At 68.7% G+C, this 17,907-nt stretch carries 15 protein-coding genes; 5 read left to right on the forward strand and 10 right to left on the reverse strand.

Annotation, left to right across the window (positions count from 1 at the left end):
• The first annotated feature begins 47 nt into the window (after window positions 1–47).
• Entirely contained in the window at window positions 48–1,181 is a 1,134-nt protein-coding gene (locus BS329_RS06280) for a hypothetical protein (protein WP_076156403.1), read from the forward strand.
• Window positions 1,182–1,184: 3 nt separating this feature from the next.
• Here the strand turns inward: BS329_RS06280 and BS329_RS06285 are convergent, their stop codons facing one another.
• The 4 genes from BS329_RS06285 to BS329_RS06300 all read right to left on the reverse strand — a co-directional run bounded on the left by BS329_RS06285 (window position 1,185) and on the right by BS329_RS06300 (window position 6,557).
• Window positions 1,185–1,895, reverse strand: coding sequence for a type III secretion system chaperone family protein (locus BS329_RS06285; protein ID WP_076156406.1), 711 nt, complete (start codon window positions 1,893–1,895; stop codon window positions 1,185–1,187).
• A gap of 251 nt (window positions 1,896–2,146) precedes the next feature.
• Complete coding sequence (gene clpB / locus BS329_RS06290) at window positions 2,147–4,744, reverse strand: ATP-dependent chaperone ClpB (RefSeq protein ID WP_076156409.1); 2,598 nt, start codon at window positions 4,742–4,744, stop codon at window positions 2,147–2,149.
• A 73-nt stretch (window positions 4,745–4,817) separates the two neighbouring features.
• Window positions 4,818–6,017: an MFS transporter gene (locus tag BS329_RS06295; RefSeq protein WP_143252869.1), complete on the reverse strand. Its 1,200-nt coding sequence runs from the start codon at window positions 6,015–6,017 to the stop codon at window positions 4,818–4,820.
• Window positions 6,018–6,092: 75 nt separating this feature from the next.
• Complete coding sequence (locus BS329_RS06300; protein ID WP_076156414.1) at window positions 6,093–6,557, reverse strand: MarR family winged helix-turn-helix transcriptional regulator; 465 nt, start codon at window positions 6,555–6,557, stop codon at window positions 6,093–6,095.
• A gap of 269 nt (window positions 6,558–6,826) precedes the next feature.
• Here BS329_RS06300 and BS329_RS06305 point away from each other — a divergent pair, with 269 nt between their 5' ends.
• The 4 genes from BS329_RS06305 to BS329_RS06320 all read left to right on the forward strand — a co-directional run bounded on the left by BS329_RS06305 (window position 6,827) and on the right by BS329_RS06320 (window position 11,118).
• Window positions 6,827–8,032, forward strand: coding sequence for a globin domain-containing protein (locus BS329_RS06305; RefSeq protein ID WP_208619153.1), 1,206 nt, complete (start codon window positions 6,827–6,829; stop codon window positions 8,030–8,032).
• A gap of 458 nt (window positions 8,033–8,490) precedes the next feature.
• Window positions 8,491–9,591 carry an FAD-binding oxidoreductase gene (locus BS329_RS06310; RefSeq protein WP_076156416.1) on the forward strand — a complete coding sequence of 367 codons (1,101 nt, stop codon included), beginning with the start codon at window positions 8,491–8,493 and terminating at the stop codon, window positions 9,589–9,591.
• Between the two features lie 158 nt (window positions 9,592–9,749).
• Complete coding sequence (locus BS329_RS06315) at window positions 9,750–10,502, forward strand: lytic polysaccharide monooxygenase (RefSeq protein ID WP_076156419.1); 753 nt, start codon at window positions 9,750–9,752, stop codon at window positions 10,500–10,502.
• Between the two features lie 13 nt (window positions 10,503–10,515).
• A complete protein-coding gene (locus BS329_RS06320; RefSeq protein WP_076156422.1) occupies window positions 10,516–11,118 on the forward strand; it encodes a DUF305 domain-containing protein in 603 nt (200 codons plus the stop codon).
• Window positions 11,119–11,349: 231 nt separating this feature from the next.
• Here BS329_RS06320 and BS329_RS06325 read toward each other — a convergent pair whose 3' ends face one another.
• The 6 genes from BS329_RS06325 to BS329_RS06350 form a co-directional block, all read right to left on the reverse strand.
• Window positions 11,350–11,781 (reverse strand): heat shock protein transcriptional repressor HspR, encoded by a 432-nt coding sequence (locus tag BS329_RS06325; RefSeq protein ID WP_076156942.1) that lies wholly within the window; start codon window positions 11,779–11,781, stop codon window positions 11,350–11,352.
• A 5-nt stretch (window positions 11,782–11,786) separates the two neighbouring features.
• Window positions 11,787–12,965, reverse strand: a complete 1,179-nt coding sequence (dnaJ, locus tag BS329_RS06330; protein WP_076156425.1) for a molecular chaperone DnaJ — start codon at window positions 12,963–12,965, stop codon at window positions 11,787–11,789.
• A 33-nt stretch (window positions 12,966–12,998) separates the two neighbouring features.
• Window positions 12,999–13,769: a nucleotide exchange factor GrpE gene (grpE, locus tag BS329_RS06335; protein ID WP_076156428.1), complete on the reverse strand. Its 771-nt coding sequence runs from the start codon at window positions 13,767–13,769 to the stop codon at window positions 12,999–13,001.
• Window positions 13,766–15,640, reverse strand: a complete 1,875-nt coding sequence (gene dnaK, locus BS329_RS06340; protein WP_076156431.1) for a molecular chaperone DnaK — start codon at window positions 15,638–15,640, stop codon at window positions 13,766–13,768. The genes grpE and dnaK overlap by 4 nt, the downstream gene beginning before the upstream one ends.
• 166 nt (window positions 15,641–15,806) lie before the next feature.
• Window positions 15,807–17,225, reverse strand: coding sequence for an alpha/beta hydrolase (locus BS329_RS06345; RefSeq protein ID WP_076156433.1), 1,419 nt, complete (start codon window positions 17,223–17,225; stop codon window positions 15,807–15,809).
• Complete coding sequence (locus BS329_RS06350; RefSeq protein WP_076156436.1) at window positions 17,222–17,893, reverse strand: DUF4097 family beta strand repeat-containing protein; 672 nt, start codon at window positions 17,891–17,893, stop codon at window positions 17,222–17,224. The genes BS329_RS06345 and BS329_RS06350 overlap by 4 nt, the downstream gene beginning before the upstream one ends.
• Window positions 17,894–17,907 lie beyond the last annotated feature (14 nt).

Below are 17,907 nucleotides of genomic sequence, written 5' to 3' on the forward strand. Positions count from 1 at the left end.
GGGACTTGACGTGCATTCGGCAAAGCCGGGAAGTATCGTCCCGGCCCATGGGGAAGCACAGCAGGCGCAAGCCGAGCTATCTGCCCAAGGTCGCGGCCGGTGCCGCGCCACTGGCGTTGCTGTTCGCCGGCCCGGCCACCTCACTCGCCGCGCCGACCGACCCGGCGATCCCGCTGCCGCTCGACCACAAGCGCGAAGGCACCCTTGACCGCGGAGTCGGTGCCACCAGCGAAGGAGACAACACCGTCCTTAGCGGCTTCCTGAACAGCACCGGACAAAACGTCTACAGCAAGGACCTCGGCGGCCCGAAGGTCGTCGCGGACGTCCGCCGGTCGGCGAGCGAGACCGTCGAGACGCGCGACGGCGTCACGGTCCGCGGGGACAAGGTCGGTGCGCTCGCCGCGTCGAAGACCACCGAGGCTCTCACGCAGGGCCAGCGGAACACGGTGCGGCTCGACCCCTACGGCGCTGCCGTCGCCGGGAACGAGACCGAACTCGAGCGGAGCGGAACGCGGCTGACCGAGGCCGCCCTCGACCCGCGCACCGGCACACCCATCCTCGTCACCGAGGACGGACGTGGGATCGGCGCGTCCGAGGGGACCTATCACGCCATCCGCCCGCTACCCGGGGTAGGCGTGATCAACGAGACCGATCAGCACGCCGGCGGTGAACTCGGCCGGGCCCTGCGGCTCGACGGTGACTTTTCCGGTGATCTCGGCGGAGCACTGGAGGCAGGCCGGTCTTCCGGGCACGCTCTCGATCTCGGCGACTTCGCCGCCGTCGGGACGACGTCCGCGCAGCACGGTGACGGCCGCTTCAGAGGTGTTTTGCCCTCGGACGTCGATTCCGGTACCGGCTTCGGCCAGGAACACGTCCTCGGCGGCACTGCCGGTCCGGCGACCGGGTTGGCCGCCACCGAGCAGGACGCGAGTCTGGCGCAGCACGGCCCCGCGCTCACCGGGTCCGGTGCGAACAAGATCAGCGGCGACCTCGGCGTCGGTCACGTGGCGTCCGCGCACGGCACCACGACGACGTCACCGCGTGGGGTCCTGCCCACCGGCGATCCCGCACAGGCCGGGCAGCTCACGCAATCCGGCACGCTCGATCTGACGGTGCTCGGTCAGCCGGCGCACACCGGCGTCATCGCCGGCGCGCTCCCACTGGAACTCAAGCAGTTCTGACCACTAAGCCTGCGGCTCGACGTCATCGGCGGCTTCGGCCTCCCAGTGCCGACCGGGGGTCGGCGCGTTGTTGTACTCCTCGTCGAACGGGTCCACGATGTCGGCGATCTCGCCGAGGTCGCGCAGCAGCCGCTCTAGCCGCGACGGCCCGGCGTTCGGGGCGACACTCGCGAGCACCCACTCGTTCTCCAGCCACGCCACGCCGACGTCGCCGCCGAGCGAGTCGGCCGCGTCGACGAGTTCCTGCGTGATCACCTTGCGGGCGCCCTCGGAGTCGTCCGCGAAGGCGTAGCGCTGGCCGATCGGGCCGAGCATCTCGGGCATGCCCTGGCGCTGGAACGGCACGCTGGACAGCCACATCTCCAGCGGTGTCTCGTGCACGCGGTTGCAGCGCACGGCGACGACGACCGCCGGGATCTGGCCCTCGGTCTCGATGTCGAAGATGAAGACGGGACGCCGCCCGTCGGAGGTGAAGGTGGATCCGGCCACGACGTTGACCGCCACCTGCGCGCCGAAGTACCCGATGGCGCCGCCGGACCATTGCCGCGGCAACCGCTCGTCCTCCTCGGCGAACTGCCAGCCGCGCAGCTCGGCCCAGCGCATTCGCTCGCGATTGCGCGAGCCTTCCTTCGCCCGGTCGGCCGCGAGCAGCCCCAGCCCCGCCACCAAGGCGACGGCGGCGATGACGAACCAGATCCACGCCGGAATACCCACGACGGTCAGGGTATCCCCCCGCGCTCACCGGACGTGATCGCCGGGCGCCGTGTCGCGCCACCCCTTTCGGTGCCGTACCCCTGAATACGTGCCGAAACGTCGACAAATCGCTGTATCGCCAACGGTTCGCGCAAGTCCGTGAAGGCCTCCTTGAGGGACTTGAATCCACACAGTGGCGCGCAGCGTCTCCGTTGAGGGTGGCGGCGGGGGCATGGATGGACCCTCAAGGAGGCCTTCACGGACCGCTGGGCTCAGTCCACCCGGGTGACCGTCAGGGCGTCCGACGCCTCCTGGGCGGGGATGTCCACCCGCACCGTGTCACCGTCCCGGATCTCACCGGCCAGCAACTGTTTCGCCAGCTTGTCGCCGATCGCCGACTGCACCAGCCGCCGCAGCGGCCGCGCGCCGTAGATCGGGTCGAAGCCGTTCAGCGCGAGCCACTCGCGCGCCCCGGCGGTGACCTCCAGCGTCAGGCGACGCCGAGAGAGCCGCGAGGCGAGCCGCTCGATCTGGATGTCCACAATGGACGTCAGCTCGTCGGTGCCGAGCGCGTGGAAGACCACGATGTCGTCCAGCCGGTTCAGGAACTCCGGTTTGAACTGCCGCTGCACCACCGCCATCACCGCGTCGTTGCGCTGGCGCTCGTCGAGCGCCGGGTCGGCGATGGCCTGCGAGCCGAGGTTCGAGGTCAGCACCAGGATCGTGTTGCGGAAGTCCACCGTGCGGCCCTGGCCGTCGGTGAGCCGTCCGTCGTCGAGCACCTGCAAGAGCACGTCGAACACGTCCGGGTGCGCCTTCTCGACCTCGTCCAGCAGCACCACCGAATACGGCCGCCTGCGCACGGACTCGGTCAGCTGCCCGCCCTGGTCGTAGCCGACGTATCCCGGCGGCGCCCCGACCAGGCGCGCCACCGAATGCTTCTCGGCGTACTCGCTCATGTCGATCCGCAGCATCGCGCGCTCGTCGTCGAACAGGAACTCGGCCAGCGCCTTCGCCAGCTCGGTCTTGCCGACGCCGGTCGGGCCGAGGAAAAGGAACGAACCGGTCGGCCGGTCGGGGTCCGCGACGCCCGCCCTGGTGCGGCGCACCGCGTCCGCGACGACCTGCACGGCCTCCTTCTGCCCGACGACCCGCTTGCCGAGCTCGTCCTCCATCCGGAGGAGCTTGCCCGTCTCGCCCTCCAGCAGCCGTCCAGCCGGGATGCCGGTCCACGCGCTGACCACGTCGGCGACGTCGTCCGCGCCGACCTCTTCCTTGAGCATGACGTTCTGCTGGCTGACCTCGCTCTCCGCGGTCGCGGCCTCGAACTCCTTCTCCAGCGCGGGAATCCGGCCGTAGCGGAGTTCGGCGGCCTTGCCGAGGTCGCCGTCGCGTTCGGCGCGTTCGGACTCGCCGCGCAGCTGCTCCAGCCGCCCCTTGAGGTCGCGGACGCGTTCGATCGAGCCCTTCTCGTTCTGCCAGCGCGCGGTCAGCGCCGTCAGCGTCTCCCGCTTCTCGGCCAGCTCGGAGCGCAGCACGGCGAGCCGGTCCTTCGAGGCAGCGTCGTCCTCTTTGGACAGCGCCATCTCTTCGATCTCCATCCGCCGCACGGCGCGCTCGACCTCGTCGATCTCGACCGGCCGCGAGTCGATCTCCATGCGGAGCTTCGAAGCGGCCTCGTCGACCAGGTCGATCGCCTTGTCCGGCAGGAACCGGGCGGTGATGTAGCGGTCGGACAGCGTCGCGGCGGCGACCAGGGCGGCGTCGGTGATGCGCACCCCGTGGTGCACCTCGTACCGCTCCTTGAGCCCGCGCAGGATACCGATCGTGTCCTCTGTGGACGGTTCGCCGACCAGCACCTGCTGGAAGCGCCGTTCCAGCGCGGCGTCCTTCTCGATGTGCTGGCGGTACTCGTCGAGCGTGGTCGCGCCGACCATCCGCAGCTCGCCGCGGGCGAGCATCGGCTTGATCATGTTGCCCGCGTCCATCGCGCCCTCGCCGGTCGCGCCGGCGCCGACGATGGTGTGCAGCTCGTCGATGAAGGTGACGACCTCGCCCGCGGAGTCGGTGATCTCCTTGAGCACGGCCTTGAGCCGCTCCTCGAACTCGCCGCGGAACTTGGCGCCCGCGACCATCGAACCGAGGTCCAGCGCCACGACGCGCTTGCCGCGCAGCGACTCCGGCACGTCACCGGCGATGATGCGCTGGGCGAGCCCCTCGACGATGGCGGTCTTGCCGACGCCGGGTTCACCGATCAGCACGGGATTGTTCTTGGTGCGGCGCGAGAGCACCTGCACCACGCGGCGGATCTCGGTGTCCCGGCCGATCACCGGGTCCAGCTCGCCGGCGCGGGCCCGTTCGGTCAGGTCGACGCCGTATTTCTCCAGCGCCTTGAACGTGCTCTCGGGGTCGGCGCTGGTGATCCGCGCGGAGCCGCGCACCTTGGCGAACGCTTCGCGCAGCGCGTCCGGGGTGGCGCCGTGCCGCTTGAGCAGGTCGGCCACCGGGCCGCCTTCGGTGGCGAGGCCGACGAGAAGGTGCTCCGTCGAGACGTACTCGTCGCCGAGTTCGGTCGCGAGCTTCTGGGCGTGCGTCAGCGCCTTGACCGCGTTCGCGTCGAACTGGGGGCTCGACACGGTGGCGCCGGTCGCCGACGGCAGCGCCGCGATCAGCGGCTCCAGCTCCTTGTGCACCTGCGCTGGGTCGGCCCCGACCGCGGTCAGCAGCGGTGCGGTGAGCCCCTCACCCTGCGCCAGCAGGGCGCCAAGCAGATGCGCGGCCGCGACGTGCGGATTGCCCGCCATCGTGGCCGCCTGTGCCGCCGACGAAATCGCCTGCTGGGTCTTCGTGGTCGGGTTGAAAGCGTCCATCCCTCACCTCGTACTAGGTCCTGCGGTGCTCTTGTCGACAGGTACAACGTCAGGAAAGTTGAGTCTGTTCCGCTCAACTCTGAATTCCTCCGCCACCACCCGGCGAGACCGCCTCCGCGGGCAGGCGAGGGCCCACCCGGCCGAGGCCGACGACGGCGGCGCAGGCGCACGCGGCCACGAGCACCCACGGGATCCAGACTGCCACGGAGAACAGTCCGACGACGGCCGGAGCGATCATCGCGGCGAGGGTGAACGCGTATTGGAAGGCCGCCAGATAGCGGCCGCGTGCCTCCGGCGGCGCCGCCGCTTCGGCGAGCGCCCCGGATCGCGGGCCGAACGCGAGATCGCCCGCGGCCAGCACGAGGGTCGCTCCGAGCAGGTAGATCGGCTGAAGGACCTTCGGTATGAACACCACCGCGAGGCACGCCAGGCACCACACGACGAACAACGCCGAGCCCGCCCGCATCGCGGCGATCCGGGTCAGCTTCCGGGTGAGCCGCAGCCCGACGACACCACCCAGACTGGTGACGACGGTGAGCAGCGCGATGATCGCGCCAGGAAGCCAGCCAGGGCCCTGCAGCGCGTTGAAGACGTACACCGGCATCCCGATGAGGAAGAAGTCCATCGTGAGCGCGAAAAGCCCGCTGAACACGATCAGCGCGAGGTACGGGCGGTTTCGCCAGACCCGCGCGGGCCCCGAGAGCCGTCGCGCGTGCCGCGGGAGCGGCGGCATCAGCGTCGCGAGGACGGCCGCGGCGACGACGAACGTGAAGACGTCGACGATGACGGCGACGTAGAGGCCCTCGCGTCCGATCCACACCAGCAGACCGGCCGCCGCCAGCGCGCCGAGACCGAAGCCCGCGGAGCGGACCATCGCGGCCTCGGCGAAAGGCCGGTCCTTCGGGCCTTTGCCCGCGACGTCGGCGATAAGCGAGAACTGCGAACTGTAGAACAGCTGCTGTCCGGCCGCGAGCATCACCGACGCGCCGACGACGCCGGCGAAACCGCCTGCCAGCAGGAACGCGCCCGCCCCGGTGGCCTGGAGGAGGTGGGAGCAGATCATCACCGTCCGCGGGCCGAACAGATCGACGAGACGCCCGGCGAACGCGGGAACGAGCAGACCGGCGAACGCACCGAGAGTGACCGCCAGCCCCGCCTGGGCGAGGGGGAGACCCACCACACGGATGACGAAGACCAGGCCCAACGGGAGGAAGAGTCCCGAGCCGAAGTTGTCGACACCCAAGGCGACCAGCAACGCGACCCGGCTCCGCACCACTTCGACGCTACCGGCGTGACAGCGCCGCGAAAGGTCCGTTCAGTCAAGACCGGCGGGTAGGAACGGCCAACGTCAAACGTCGCACGTGCGCACGGACAGGACCGCGCGGACGTCGTCGTTCATCTCGGCGAGGCGCTTGGTCAACTCGAGGACCTTCTCTTCGTCCCAGTCACCGAGCGCACGCTCCATGAACGCCAGATAGCCCGCCCGGCGGCGGCTCAGTTCCCCGTGTCCTTGCTCGGAGATGCTGATGATCGACGCGCGGCCGTCCTCGGGCGCGGGGCGGCGGTCGACCATCCCCGCCGCGGACAGCTGGGAGATTTGACGGCTCACGACCGAAAGGTCCACAAAGCGTCGCTTGGCCAGTTCGGAGGGACGCGCTTCGCCGTGCTTCGCCAGGTCGGACAACAGCATCGCGGCGGCCGGATGCAGACCGCGGTCGTCCTGCCAGGCCTGCATGATCCACGCGTGCTGCAACTGGGAAGCGGCCTTCAACTCACGCATCAATTCGACCCTGGCGTCGTCGGCGGAGCTCATCGTTGCCTCCCAGCTACTTGTACAATACAACTTTATTCGGCGACACTTGCGTAAGGCAACTATTTACCTCGTGAGATCGCCCACTGCCACCCGGCGTCGAGTACACCCGTCCGGAGCAACGATGCGGGCAAAAGGGCTCTCGGCCGCTAGTCTCGCGGGCGAGCCGGAACCAGCCGACCGGCCGACAGCCACTGACCGGAGAGGTGAATGATCCGTGAATTCTTCTCCAGTGGTCCCCCGTACGTGAACCGCCGGAATCCCCTTCCGGCATGCACTTCCCGATCAGTGAATCCGCGCCCGTGACAGCCGACGCGGTCAGCCCCCTCCCGCGGTCCTCCGCGCCACGGGAAGCCCCGCCCGCGGTCACCGCGATGGTGCGGCTCATCCGCGGCACCTGGGCGAAGTCGGAACCCTTCATCCCGGAGATCTCCCAGTTCTTCTACGGGATGCTGTTCACCCTCGCGCCTGCCACCCGGGACTTCTTCCCGATCAACATGGAGGTCCAGCGCGGCAGGCTGGTGCGCGCGCTGGTCCACATCGTGCAGATGGTCGACCGGCCGGACGACCTCGTGCCGTTCCTGACCCAGCTCGGCCGCGACCACCGCAAGTTCGGCGTCATCCCCCGGCACTACGAGGCCGTCGGCACCGCACTGCTCGCCTCGCTCAAGAACCACCTCGGTCCCGACTGGACACCGGAGGTCGAACGGGCGTGGGCGGAGGCGTTCACCATCGTCGCCCGCGCGATGCAGGAGGCCGCCGCGGCCGACGTCAACCCGGCGTCGTGGTCGGCGACCGTGCTCGAACACCGGCGGCTCACCTGGGATCTCGCCCTTGTCCGCGTCCAGCCCGAATTCCCGGTGCCGTACCAGCCAGGTCAGTACATGAGCGTCGAGGTTCCGCAGCGGCCGAGGCTCTGGCGCTACCTGTCCCCGGCGAACGCCCCGCGCGAGGACGGCGGCATCGAGTTCCACGTGCGCGCCGTCGACGGCGGCTGGGTGTCCCGGGCCATCGTGAGCCACACGCAGGCGGGCGACGTCTGGCGGCTGGGGCCGCCGCTCGGCAGGCTTTCGGTCGACCGGGCCGACGCCCGGCCGGTCCTGATGATCGCCGGCGGAACCGGCATCGCGCCGCTGCGCGCCATTCTGGACGACCTCGCGCAGTGGGGCGAGAACCCCGAGGTCCAGCTGTTCTACGGTGGACCGTCGCGTGAGGACCTGTACGACCTCGACGAGTTGCGCGCACTCGCCGCCACGAACCCCTGGCTCATCGTGACCCCGGTGGTCGAGCGCGGCGAAGAGGCCCCCGGCTGCGTACAGGGCACGCTCGCGGAAGCCGTTACCCAGTACGGATCCTGGCCGGGACACCGCGTCCTCGTATCCGGCTCGCCCACGATGATCCGGGCGACGGTGTCCAGGATGCTGGTCGCGGGCAGCGCCCTCGACCAGATCGCGTACGACCCCTTCACCATCGACTAGACCGCGCGAACGCGACTCCACAATGGAGATCAGCAAAAGGGCGCATACCGTTACGTAACCGGCTGATCGCGGAAAGAACGCCACCCGATCGGCGGATCATGTTTCGCCGCGGACTGGCGAAAAACCTCTGTTGGGCAACGGAAAACGTCCACGCATGATCACCTTCACTTAGTGCCAGGCGGGGTTGACGGCGTGTATATCGTTTGGTCCGTTCGAGCGGGAAACATCCATTCACGGATCCTTTTCCGGCGTTCGGGCATACAGTCGAGAATCCTCAGGGGAACAGGAGCACCATCACGACGTCGGGTCTGGAGAATATGCCCGATCAAACAGGAGAACATCATTCACCCATGACTGCCGAAACAGTGAAATACGAACCTCGACCGAGTTCGTCTAGATCTTCACCGGTTCTCATCCCACCGCTGGTCGAAGCACCCGAGGCGGACAAGACAGTCCAGATGGCGAAACTCATCCGGGAGAGTTTCGCCGCCGTCGAAACGAAGGCCGAGGAGCTGTCCCGGTACTTCTACGGGGTGCTCTTCTCCATTTCACCGGACGCCAGGGAATTGTTCCCGATCACCATGGCCACCCAGCGAAATCGTTTGCTGCGCGCACTCGTCTATGTCGTGCAGATGGTGGACAGGTCCGATGAACTGACCACCTTCCTCGGCCAACTCGGCCGGGACCACCGGAAGTTCGACGTCCTCGGCCGTCATTACGACGCGGTCGGCGTCGCGTTGATCGCCGCGCTGAAACGTTTCTTGAAGGATGACTGGACACCCGAGGCGGAAGACGCCTGGATCACCGCGTACGGCGTCATTTCGAAGTGCATGCGCGAGGCCGCGGGCAAGGAGATCGGTCCCGCGTGGTGGAAGGCGACCGTGGTCGAACACCGTCGCGCGTCCCGGGACGTCGCCGTCATCAGGGTGCGCACCGAACAGCCGCTCCCGTACCGGGCAGGTGGCTACGTCAGCGTCGAAGTCCCGCAACGGCCCCGGATGTGGCGGTACTTCTCCCCGGCGACCGCGCCGCACGACGACGGGACGATGGAGTTCCACGTGCGCGCCGTGCGCGGCGGCTGGGTCTCGCGTGCGATCGTGCACCACACCCGGGTCGGCGACGTCTGGCGCCTCGGCCCCTCACTCGGCGCGCTTTCGGTGCACCACACGGAAAGCCGTCCGCTGCTGATGGTCGGCGGGGGCACCGGGATCGCGCCGCTGCTCGCCCTGCTCGACGACATGTCGCGCTGGAAGCGCAACCCGCCGGTGCACCTGTTCTTCGGCGGCCGCGAACCGGAAGACCTCTACGCACTCGACGATCTTCGCGGGCTGACCGTCACCTGCCCTTGGCTGACGGTGACCCCGGTGACCGAGGAAGGCACCATCACCGGCGGCGACCGCGGCACGCTGGCCATGGCGGTCACGCAGCGCGGCGGCTGGAAGGATCGCGACGTGTACGTCGCCGGGTCTCCGGCGATGATCCGCGCGACGATCGCGAAACTGCTCGCCGCGGGCACGGACCTGGCGAGGATCAAGTACGACCCCTTCACCCTGGATTGACCGGGTGATGCGTTCGTATTAGGCCATTCGGCTGTTCTACCTGGGCTCTCCGCAGCAGTAGGTCGGTGAATCATTGACCGCGGTCACCGTCGGATTTATGGTCTAGACCACATTGCTCCCCCTCGCGGGAACACCGTCGTTCCACCCCAGGAGCCGGCATGACCGTCAAACGCAAACTCGTGGCAGCCGCCGCCGGTGCGATCCTCGCCCCGATCGCCATCGTGGCCATCCCGCAGGTGGCCAGCGCGCACGGCTACGTGCTGACCCCGCCCAGCCGCCAGGCGAACTGCGCCCAGGGCAAGGTTTCCGGCTGCGGCAGCATCGTTTACGAACCGCAGAGTGTCGAGGGCTCCAAGGGGCTCCGCAGCTGCAACGGCGGCCTCCCCGGGTTCGCGCAGCTCAACGACGAATCGAAGCCGTGGCCCGCCGCCTCGGTCGGCAACAGCGTGACCTTCAACTGGAAGTTCACCGCCTACCACCGGACCACGAACTACGAGTACTACATCGGCGGCACCAAGATCGCCGACATCAGCGGGAACAACTCCGCGCCGAAGGACCCGACGTCCCACACGGTGAGCTTGAACGGCTTCAGCGGCCGCCAGAAGGTGCTCGCCATCTGGAACATCGCGGACACGCCGATGGCCTTCTACAGCTGCGTCGACCTGCAGATCGGTGGCGGCAATCCGCCCACCACCAGCAACCCGCCGACCACGAGCAACCCGCCGACGACGTCGAACCCCCCGACCAGCACCAGCAACCCGCCCGCGGGTGGCACCTGGGCGGCCGGGACGGCGTACACGGTCGGCAGCACGGTCACCTACGGCGGTGCGAGCTACCGGTGCCAGCTGGCGCATACGGCGACCCAGGGCTGGGAGCCGCCGAACACACCGGCTCTGTGGTCCCGGCAGTGAAAGGGACTCGCCAGTGAAGCTCGGCCTGATACTCGTCGCCGGTCTCGTGGCCCTCGCGGGCTGCGGGGCCGGTGATGGCTCACCCACCACCGCCGGCGCCCCGATCTCCCCGGTCCCCCAGTCTGCGACGGGCGCCCCGGCGTCCGCGGAGTACAACGACGCCGACGTGATGTTCCTGCAGATGATGATCGCCCACAACAGTCAGGGCCTGGAGATCGTCAAGCTGGTGCACGCCAAGCAGGCACAGAAACAGGAGCTCAAGGACCTCGCGGCCGCCATCGAGGCCACCCAGCAGACCGAGAGTGCCGACATGCGGAACTGGCTGAAGTCCTGGGGCAAACCCGAGACGGGCTCGATGGATCCGCACGCGCACCATCACCACGGTGGCGACGGGCTCACGGACAAGGGCCTGCTCGAAGCGCTGTCCAAAAAGGACGGCAAGGACTTCACCCTCGACTTCGCCGACATCTTCGTCGCGCACCAGCACAACGGGGTCGCGCTGGCGAGGACCGAACTAAAGGACGGCAAGAACCCGGAGTCGAAGGCGCTGGCCCAGCGGGTCATGGACTCGCGCACCGGCGAGGTCCATCAGATCCGGACCCTGGTCCCCGCCTGACGACCGCGTTTAGTCCTCTGGTTGCGATCTTCGCATCTAGAGGACTAAACGCGTCCCGCCCGCCCGCCTGACGTTGTGGGTTCGCTGTCACCGGCGATGACGCGTTCCCAGAGCCGGAACTCGCGTGCTTGAACGGCGATCACGCATGACTGGGCGGCGATCACGCGTGACTGAAGCCGGAACACGTGTGTTCCGGGGTCGAGCACGCGAGTTACGAACGCAACTAGAGGACTACTTGCGTTTTTTGGGTTTCCAGACGACCAGCGCGGTCTGCTGCCGCAGGGGCACGAGGTCCTTGCGGTAGGAGGCGTGCACGGCCGCGGCAGTCTGTTCGGCGGAGACGTACGCGGCCGTGAGCTCCTCGGTCAGTTCGGCGATCCGCGCGCGGAGGGCGTCGACCTGGTTCTCCAGCTCGATGATCCGCTTGATGCCGGCGAGGTTGACACCGTCCTCTTGGGACAGTCGCTGCACTTCGCGCAGCAACGCGATGTCCCGCATGGAGTAACGGCGTCCACCACCGGAGGTCCGGCCCGGCGACACGAGACCCTGGCGGTCGTAGGATCGCAGGGTCTGCGCGTGCAGGCCGGAGAGCTGCGCCGCCACCGAAATGACGAACACCGGGGTGTCCTCGTCCGCACCGTCGTGCGGCAGCCCGCCGAACATGGTGCTCACCTGCCTTCGAGAAGTTCGGTGATCTCCGGTCGCGGGTCGTGCTCGGACATGGCCTCCGCGTAGGCCTCCAAGGCCTCGCGGGCCTTGTCGTCCAATTTGGACGGAATGGCGGCCTGCAGGGTGACCAGCAGATCACCCTGAGCGCCATCCCTCTTCGCGATTCCCTTGCCGCGCACGCGAAGCACGCGACCACCGGCCGTGCCCTGCGGCACCTTCAGCGAGACCTTGCCCTCCAGCGTCGGCACGGTGATCGTGCCGCCGAGGGCCAGTTCCGCGAAGGACACCGGCACGGTGATCGTCAGGTCGAGGTTCTGGCGCCCGAACACCGGATGCGGCGCGACGTGCACGCGGACGAACAGATCGCCCGGTTGCGCGCCGCCGCGGCCCGGTTCGCCCTGGCCCGCCAACCGGATCCGCTGGTCGTCGGCCACGCCCGGCGGGATCCGCACGGTCAGCGTGCGGGTGCGGGTGCTGACGCCCTCGCCCGCGCATTCCGGGCAGGGGTCGTCGATGATCGTGCCGCGGCCGCGGCAATCGCGGCACGGCTCGGAGAACGCGAACGCGCCCTGGCTCCGGCTGACCAGCCCGCTGCCCTGACAGGTGGAACACGTCCTCGGGGAAGTCCCCGGCTTCGCGCCGTTCCCGCCGCAGGTGGAACAGGTCGCCGGGCTCGACAGCCGCAGCGGCAGCGTCGCGCCCTTGACCGCCTCGGTGAAGTCGATCCGGACGTCGGTCTCCACGTCCGCGCCGCGCTGCGGCCGGTTCGCGGTGGCACCGGCGGCGCCGCCACGACGGCCGAAGAGGCCGCCGAGGATGTCACCGAGCCCGCCGAAACCGGCCTGCTGCTGACCACCCGCCTGACCGAAGATGTCGCCGACGTCGAACCCGCCGCCACCGGCGCCGCCGCCCGGGAAGCCGAAGCCACCAGGGCCGCCGGAGCCGAAGAGGCGCCGGGCCTCGTCGTACTCCTTGCGCTTGGACGAGTCGGAGAGGACGCCATACGCCTCCGAGACCGCCTTGAACTTCTTCTCCGCCTCCGCGTTGCCCGCGTTGGCGTCGGGGTGGTTCTCCTTGGCCAGCTTGCGATAGGCCTTCTTGATCTCGTCCGCGGTGGCGTCGGAGGAGACGCCCAGCTCACGGTAGAAGTCCTTACCGATCCATTCCCGTGCACTCACCGAACGTCTCCTCCTTTCACGCCGAATCGCCGATCAGCGGTCGTTCTCATCGAAGAGCTCGCCCTCGATGGGCAGCTCGCCGCCCACGGGCGGGTCCACCGGGGCGTTCCGCGGCTCCGGTGCGGGAGCCGCGCCCGGCTCGTGGTCGGTGACCCCGACCAGCGCCGCGCGCAGCACACGGTCACCGAAGCGGTAACCGCGGCGCATGACCGTGGTGACCGTCGGGCCCGCGACGTCCGGCGAGGTGCTGTGCTGGACGGCCTCGTGCACGCTGGGGTCGAAGGCTTCGCCCTCGGCGCCGAACGGCTCGAGACCCGACCGCTGCAAACTCCCGACCAGCTTCTCACCGACCGCCTTGAAGGCACCGGTCAGATCGCCGTGCTGCTCCGCTCGCTCGAGGTCGTCGAGCAGCGGGAGCAGGTCACCGACGACCGCCGCTTTCGCGCCGGAGACGACCTGTTCGCGGTCGCGGTCCACACGCTTGCGGTAGTTGGCGTACTCCGCCTGGAGACGCTGGAGGTCCGCCGTGCGTTCCGCCAGCTCCTTCTCCAGACCGGTGGCCACCGACACCGAATCGCCCACAATGGTCTCCCCGAGGCCGGGGCCCGCGTGTGCCGCGGGCTCCGGCGCTTCGGTTACTACGGGCTCTTCGACAGGCGCGGCGTGCTTCGGGCCGTCCTGGGGTTCGGCTGCCGGGCCGGCAGGCCGGACCTCACCGGTCAGCGGGTCGATCCGCCGCCGATCCCGCACGACCACCGGTTCCTCCGGGCCCCGGCCCTCGGTTTCGTCGTAGCGTCCCGTCACTTCTTGTCCTTCTCGTCCTCTTCGACGATCTCGGCGTCGACGACGTCGTCGGCCTTGGCCTGCGAGCCGGTACCGCCGGCGGCACCCGTCGCGCCTTCACCGGCGGCGGCGTCATCGGCGGCGTTGCCCGCGGCGTTGGCGTAAAGCGCGGTGCCCAGCTCCTGCGAAGCGGTGTTCAGCTTCTCGATGGACTCGCGGATCTTCGCCGAGTCGGTGCCCTTGAGCGCCTCGTTGGCCTCGTCGATCGCGGACTTCACCTTGCCCTTGAGTTCCTCGGGCAGCTTGTCCTCGTTGTCCTTGACGAACTTCTCCGTCTGGTAGACGAGGGTCTCCGCCTGGTTGCGGGTCTCCGCCTCCTCGCGGCGCTGCTTGTCCTCTTCGGCGTGCGCCTCGGCGTCCTTGACCATGCGCTCGATGTCGTCCTTCGGCAGCGCGGAGCCACCGGTGATCGTCATCGACTGCTCCTTGTTCGTGCCGAGGTCCTTCGCGAGGACGTGCACGATGCCGTTGGCGTCGATGTCGAAGGTGACCTCGATCTGCGGCACGCCACGCGGCGCGGGCGGGAGACCGGTCAGCTCGAACATGCCGAGCTTCTTGTTGTGCGCGGCGATCTCGCGCTCACCCTGGAACACCTGGATCTGCACCGACGGCTGGTTGTCGTCCGCGGTGGAGAAGATCTCCGAACGCTTGGTCGGGATCGTGGTGTTGCGCTCGATGAGCTTGGTGAACACGCCGCCCTTGGTCTCGATGCCCAGCGAAAGCGGGGTCACGTCGAGCAGCAGGACGTCCTTGACCTCGCCCTTGAGCACACCGGCCTGGAGCGCGGCGCCGACGGCGACGACCTCGTCCGGGTTCACGCCCTTGTTGGGCTCGCGGCCGCCGGTCAGCTCCTTGACCAGGTCCGACACGGCGGGCATGCGGGTGGAACCACCCACGAGCACGACGTGGTCGATGTCGCCGACGGCGACACCCGCGTCACGGATGACGTTGTTGAACGGCTTGCGGGTGCGCTCCAGCAGATCCGAAGTGATCTTCTGGAACTCGGCGCGGGAAAGCTGCTCGTCGAGGAACAGCGGGTTCTTGTCCGAGTCCACGGTGATGTACGGCAGGTTGATGCCCGCGGAGTTCGAGCTGGACAGCTCGATCTTCGCCTTCTCGGCCGCCTCACGGATGCGCTGGAGCGCCATCTTGTCCTTGGTGAGGTCGATGCCGTTGGAGGCCTTGAACTTGTCGACCAGCCAGGTGACGATGCGCTCGTCCCAGTCGTCACCGCCGAGGTGGTTGTCACCGGAGGTCGCGCGGACCTCGACGACGCCCTCGCCGATCTCCAGGAGCGAGACGTCGAACGTGCCGCCACCGAGGTCGAAGACCAGGATGGTCTGTTCCTTCTCGCCCTTGTCGAGGCCGTACGCCAGCGCCGCCGCGGTGGGCTCGTTGACGATGCGGAGCACGTTCAGGCCGGCGATCTGGCCCGCTTCCTTGGTGGCCTGCCGCTGCGCGTCCTCGAAGTAGGCGGGGACGGTGATGACCGCGTCGGTGATGGTCTCGCCCAGGTACGCCTCGGCGTCGCGCTTGAGCTTCATCAGCACCCGGGCGCTGATCTCCTGCGAGGTGTAGGCCTTGCCGTCGATCTCGGTCTTCCAGTCGGTGCCGACGTGCCGCTTGACCGACCGGATGGTCCGGTCGACGTTCGTCACGGCCTGGTTCTTGGCAGGCTGACCGGTCAGCACTTCGCCGTTCTTGGCGAAGGCGACGATGGACGGGGTGGTGCGTGAACCTTCCGAGTTGGCGATGACCGTCGGCTCGCCGCCCTCAAGGACAGCGACGACCGAGTTGGTCGTGCCGAGGTCGATGCCGACCGCTCGCGCCATGGTGTGTTCCTCCTGCTAGTTCGTGACCTGCGGGTTCACTCCCACCTTGAGTGGGTGTCACGCAAGTTCTATCGGGATGATGCGGCTTCCGTCAAGCCGGACTTGAGTCGCCTGCACTCAACCTTGTATCCGGGTCAACGAGCGACCCCGGCGTCTTGTTCCCGGCCTACCGGCAGATCTTGCCCGGAGCGGGTGTGACCCCGCTCACCAGGTATTTCACCTCTTCGGTACGCACGCAGGCCGAGTTGAGCAGCCCGGTGTGCCCGTAACCGGCGTCGACCAGCAACGTCGAGTCCTCGATGTTCCGCGCGAGCCCCTTCGCCCACACCAGCGGTGTCGCCGGATCGTGTTCGCCGCCGACCACGAGGATCGGCGCCGCGCCCCGCACCTTCTGCGGCCGCGGCGGGTACGCCGGAGTGACGGGCCAGCCCGCGCAGCCGCTCGTGATGTCCCAGAACTCCGAATACCGCCAGCTGTGCGGCGCGAGGGTCTTCACCAGTCCCTGCATCACCCTCGCCTCGGCGTAGGAAGTGAAGGCCGGTCCGAAGTCGTGGCAACCGATCGCGCGGTAGGCACCGTACGTCGGGTCCAGCTGGGCGTACGGCGCCAGCGCGGACGCGTCCGGCTTCTCCGCCGTCGCGGCGGCGATCCCCTGTGCCACGCCCGGCCAGAACTCCGGCAGGATCAGCCCGCCGTAGACGCCCGCCGCCATTTCCTCGGCGGTCACGTTACGCCCGAGTTCCTTCGCCGGGACGCCGCCTGGCGTCGCCATGAGCGCGTCGTAGGCGGCGAGAGCGTCTTTGCCGCGAAGCGCGCACTCGTCCGACGTCGTGCACCACTGGGCGAAGTCCTTGAGCGCGCTTTCGGTCGCGACGGCCTCGTCGAGGATCGCCTTCCGCGTCGGCAGCGAGTGGTCGATGGCACCGTCGAGCACCATGGTGCGGACGCGCTTCGGGTACTTCTCCGCGTACACGGCGCCGAGTTCGGAGCCGTAGGAGACGCCGAGCCAGTTGACCTTCGGCTCGCCGAGGGCGGCCCGGATCGCCTCGACGTCGTCCGCGGCGTTCCACGTGTCCACTTTGGACAGCGCCGGTCCGGTCCTGTCGAGACAGTCCTGACCCGAAGCGCGGTTGTGCTCAATGAACCGGTCGTACTCCGCGCGATTCCGCGGGAAGCGGCCGATCGACGGGTCGTGCAGTGTGGGCCCGCAGGTCACCGCCGGGGTACTGGCCCCGACGCCGCGCGGGTCGAAGCCGATGACGTCGAACCGTTGTCGCACTTCGGCCATTTCCGGCTTGTCCAGCGCGAAACCGCGGCCGCCGTACTCGAGCACGGTGACACCGGAGCCACCCGGCCCGCCGGGGTTCGTCAGCAGCGAGCCGACGCGGCGCGCGGAATCGGTCGCGGGCAGTTTCGCCAGCGCGATCGTGAAGGGACCGCCCACCCGGAGGCTCGCGCATTCCAGGGTCGGCGCGTACTCGGTCGCGCACGGTTTCCAGTCGATCCGGGGCGCGGCGGAGGCAGGTGGTGTGGAAAGCGGGAGGAGCGCCAGCGCGGTGACGGCGGCGAGTGCCTTCGTCTTCATGCGGCCTTCACCGTGACCGAACCGGTGCCGGACTTGAGGTCCAGGACGTTCGCCGACGCCTGATCCTGCCGGACCCCGGTGGTCTCGACCTTGCCGGTCTCCGACTTCGCGCGGACCTGGTAGGCACCATCCGGGACGACGATCGTGACCTGTCCGACCTGGGCGTCCGCGGTGACCGCGCCGGGTTTGGCGAGCCCGACTTCGATGTCGCCGGTACCGGTGCTCAGCCGCACCGGGCCCGACGAACTCCGGACCTTGATGTCGCCGACTTCCCCGCGCAGGTCGACCGAGGCCGCGCGGGCGAGGGTGATCTCGCCGGTGCCGATCGCGCCGGAGATCGCCAGCTCACGCGGGACCACGACCTCGTAGTCCACGCCACACTGGCTACAACCACCGAGGACCAGCGTGCCGTTCTCGACGCTGTGCGTCTTGCCGGGATTCCGGCCGGTGTAAGTCACTTCGCGGCGCAGCGAGACCGGTGCGCCGTCCTCGACCCGGAGCGTGACGCCGCCGACCGGGACGTCGACCCGGATCGCGGTGATCTGTTCGGTGACGGGCGTGCCGTCGCTCAGCGTCTGGCGGCTTTTAGTGGTGCAGCCGACGATCCCGAAGGCGGTCAGCGCGCCGAGTGCGAGCGCGCCGAGGACGCGCTTCTCCTTGTTCCCCATGAGAAAGTGTTTCC

The sequence above is a fragment of the Amycolatopsis coloradensis genome (assembly GCF_001953865.1).
Classification (GTDB): Bacteria; Actinomycetota; Actinomycetes; order Mycobacteriales; family Pseudonocardiaceae; genus Amycolatopsis; species Amycolatopsis coloradensis.